The sequence below is a fragment of the Pseudomonas sp. BAV 4579 genome, from assembly GCF_009765395.1.
GTDB classification, from domain to species: Bacteria; Pseudomonadota; Gammaproteobacteria; order Pseudomonadales; family Pseudomonadaceae; genus Chryseomonas; species Chryseomonas aestiva.
Genome location: NZ_WHOV01000230.1, coordinates 1 through 3,571, shown reverse-complemented (window position 1 = coordinate 3,571; position 3,571 = coordinate 1). Strand labels below are relative to the sequence as shown.

The window sequence follows — 3,571 nt, the reverse complement described above, 5'->3', positions numbered from 1 at the left end:
GGCCGAGGGGGCCGGGCGCGTTGAGCTCGTCCACTCGCGTCACCGCTGCCGGCGGCAGGCCGAGGGCGCGATTCAGCTGCACATAGGCGGCGCGCGCCTGCTCCGGGGTGAGGCTGTCCAGCGGCGGCTGCGGGTGGGCGGCCAGCTGCGCCAGCAGGCCGGCAACCTCGGGAGTGAGGCGCGCGAAGACGTCGGGCATGGGGCTTCTCCTGTGGTCCCGGGCGCCAGGATGGACGCCGGGTCGCCGCCAGCCTCGCCGGAGCGCTCGGGTGGGTCTATCGATCAGATGAACGATGGCGGCGGGCATTGGACCCCGGTTCGCGCGCGGCCGTTGCGCGGACGCGCGGGTAGCAGAGGGCGGCCTATCCTGCATCTGAACGATAGGCGCGCCGCAGCGGTACGGTAGACTCGGACCCAAGCCAGGCCCCGTCAGGGGGCCGGCATCCTACCCAAAGACAATCAAAACAATGGGGGTAGCATGGATCAGTCAGCCGTCGTTTCCTGCAGTGTGCCCAGCGCGGTGGTCGCTCGCTTCAGCCAGGTCGTCCTGGCGCTGCAAGCCCGCCTGCGTGGCGGGGCCATCACCGAATTCCATGCCCAGGCCCTGGAGCAGCTGCAGTGCCTGGTCGCCTTCGACAAGGCCTGGTGGGGCAACTCCGCCTGGCGCGACGGCGCTCCCGTGGCGCACAGCACCTTCCTGCTGGGGCTGCCGCGCAGCTATACCCGGGAATGGGATGCCCTCAAGGCCGACGACCGCGCCCTGGGCGACCTGCATCAGGAGCAGGGCCGCTGTCAGCTGTTCGATTGCCGGGACCAGACGGCCGCGCCGGCCCTGGCCGCCCTGGGGCAGCGGTATGGCCTGGCCCATGGCCTGCGCATCGTGCTCACCGACGACCAGACCCGCCTGGGCGTGCACCTCACGCTGTTCCGCGAGGACCCCGCCACGCCTTTCACCGCGCTGGAATGCCAGCTGGTGGAATGGCTGATGCCCCATCTGCTGCATGCCGAGCGCGAGAGCTGCCTGCGCACCCTGGCGACCCTGAGAGACAGCCAGGGCAGCTTCGACGAAACGGCCCTGGCGGTGTGCGATCGCTATGGCGTGCTGCTGTCCATGGAGCCCGGCTTCGCCGCCCTGCTGGCGGGGGAGTGGGAGGGCTGGCAGGGCAATCGCCTGCCGCCCGCCTGTGATCCCCAGGGCACCTACCAGGGCCGCACCCTGCAGCTCGATGCCCAGGCGCTGGGCGATCTGCTGCTGCTCAAGGCACGCCGGCGCAGTTCGGCGGAACGCCTCAGCGCCCGTGAACTGGAAGTGGCCCAGTGCTTCGCCCTCGGCCAGACCTACAAGGAAGTCGCCCGCAACCTGGGCATGGCGCCGGCCACGGTCCGCCATCACCTGAGGCGCATCTACGAGAAGCTCGGCGTCAACCGCAAGGCGCAGATCGCGCAACGGGTCGCCGCCGCGCCGGACTGATCCTCCCCTGATCCCTATGCCAAGACCGGGCGCTCACGCACCCGGTGAGGCTTCGCTCGCCCGCTCGAATGCCCTGAGGAATCCTGCCATGCCGTCTCTGCCCGGAATGCTGACCCGCGCCGCCGTCCTGTCGCTCGCCGCGCTGGCCGCCACCACCCACGCCACCGAAAAGGGCATGCCGACCACCGCGGCCGGGGTGCAGGACTTCGGCGCCGGCTTCATGCCGCCGTCGACGCCCGTCGGTACCTTCGGTATGCGCTTCAGCGACTACCAGGCGCGGGTGATCAAGGACAGCCATGGCCAGGACGATGGCAACGATTTCAACATCAATGTCCTGGCCATCGGCCTGGCCTATCTGCGCATGACCGACCAGCAGCTGTTCGGTGCGCGCTACGGCTTCGGTGCGGTCTCGGTGTTCTTTCGCATGGACGCCGATCTTGGCATCAACGCCGGTGGGCAGCGGGTGTTCAGCGACAGCGCCGAGCTGTTCCGCCCGGCGGATCTGCAGCTGATTCCGCTGATCCTCGCCTGGGAGCCGGCGCCCGGCGTCGGCATCAACACCCAGCTGTCGATCCAGGCGCCGACCGGCGACTACGACAAGAATCGGCTGGTCAGCCCCGGGACCAACCACTGGACGGTATCGCCGATCCTCAACGCCAGCTACATCAGCCCGAGCGGACTGGAGCTGTCGTCCAGCTTCCAAGTCGACATCAATGCGCGCAACGCGGCCACCGACTATCGCAGCGGGGTGGAGTATCGCCACGAATTCGCCGTCGGCCAGCATGTCGGTCCCTGGACCGCAGGGCTGGGCGGCTACTACTACCGCCAGCTCAGCGACGACGACGCCCCCGGCCTGACCCGCGGCAACCGTGCCCGGACCCTGGCGCTGGGGCCGGCGCTCAGCTTCTTCGATCCCTCCTCGGGATTGCCGGCCATCTGGCTGCACGCCTACAAGGAATTCGAGACGCGCAACCGGGCCGAGGGCTATACCGTGGCGCTGAAAATCGGCGCCAGCTTCTAGGGCGGCATGCTAGACGCCTAGCATCTCGCGTACCCGGGCCGCCAGGGTGTCCATGGCAAAGGGCTTGGTGAGGATTTCCATGCCCGGATCCAGATGCCCGTTGCCGATGGCGGCATTCTCAGCATAGCCGGTGATGAACAGGGTCTTCAGACCCGGACGCGACTGGCGCCCCGCCTCCGCCATCTGCCGACCGTTCATGCCGCCGGGCAGGCCGACGTCGGTGATCAGCAGGTCGAGCGACACGTCCGATTGCAGGATCTTCAAACCGCTGAGGCTGTCGGCCGCTTCGATCACCGCGTAACCGAGGTCTTCGAGGATATCCACGACCAGCATCCGCACCGTCGGTTCGTCGTCGACGATGAGCACTGTTTCGCCCTGGGTGCTACCGGCGACTTCCCGGCGCGTGGCCAGGCCTTCGTCGGTCGGCGTATCGCCCAGGTAGCGCGGCAGATAGATGCTCAGGGTGGTGCCCTGGCCGACTTCGGAGTAGAGCCGCACCTGACCGCCCGACTGGCGCGCGAAGCCATAGATCATCGACAGCCCCAGGCCGGTGCCCTGGCCGATGGGCTTGGTGGTGAAGAAGGGCTCGAACACCCGCACCGCGACCTCGGGCGGAATGCCGACTCCGGTATCGGTCACGCTCAGCGACAGGTACTGACCTTCCGGCAGATCCTGGGCGCGGGCGGTCTCGCGATCCATCCAGCGGTTGGCGGTCTCGATGGTGATGCGACCGCCTTCGGGCATGGCGTCACGGGCATTGATGCAGAGATTGAGCAGTGAATTCTCCAGCTGGCTGGGGTCCACCAGGGCCGGCCAGAGGCCCGCGGCGCCGACGGTCTCCACCTGGATGCCAGGACCCACGGTGCGCTGGATGAGTTCGGTGAGGCCATCGATCAGCTGGTTGACGTCCACCGGCCGCGGCGCCAGGGTCTGGCGCCGGGAAAAGGCCAGCAGCCGGTGGGTGAGGGCGGCGGCGCGCTTGGCCGCGCCCTGGGCGGCGATCAGGTAGCGATCAAGTTCGCGCAACCGCCCCTGGGCGATACGCGTCTCCATCAGCTCCAGGGCACCGGAGATACCCG

The 3,571-nt window shown here is 68.6% G+C and carries 4 protein-coding genes; 2 read left to right on the top strand and 2 right to left on the bottom strand.

All coding sequences use genetic code 11. The features are described from left to right. Positions 1 to 199 (bottom strand): hypothetical protein (locus GSQ95_RS25555; RefSeq protein WP_218580232.1); only part of this gene is annotated, 199 nt, incomplete at its 3' end. Positions 200 to 478: 279 nt separating this feature from the next. Here GSQ95_RS25555 and GSQ95_RS25550 point away from each other — a divergent pair. Both GSQ95_RS25550 and GSQ95_RS25545 read left to right on the top strand, forming a co-directional pair. Beyond that, positions 479 to 1,471, top strand: coding sequence for a helix-turn-helix transcriptional regulator (locus GSQ95_RS25550; protein ID WP_158897108.1), 993 nt, complete (start codon positions 479 to 481; stop codon positions 1,469 to 1,471). A gap of 106 nt (positions 1,472 to 1,577) precedes the next feature. After that, entirely contained in the window at positions 1,578 to 2,492 is a 915-nt protein-coding gene (locus tag GSQ95_RS25545; RefSeq protein WP_178118509.1) for a transporter, read from the top strand. A 9-nt stretch (positions 2,493 to 2,501) separates the two neighbouring features. On the opposite strand, the gene GSQ95_RS25540 is transcribed toward GSQ95_RS25545, so the two are convergent. Then, on the bottom strand, positions 2,502 to 3,571 hold a 1,070-nt coding region (locus GSQ95_RS25540), incomplete at its 5' end, for an ATP-binding protein (protein WP_158974004.1).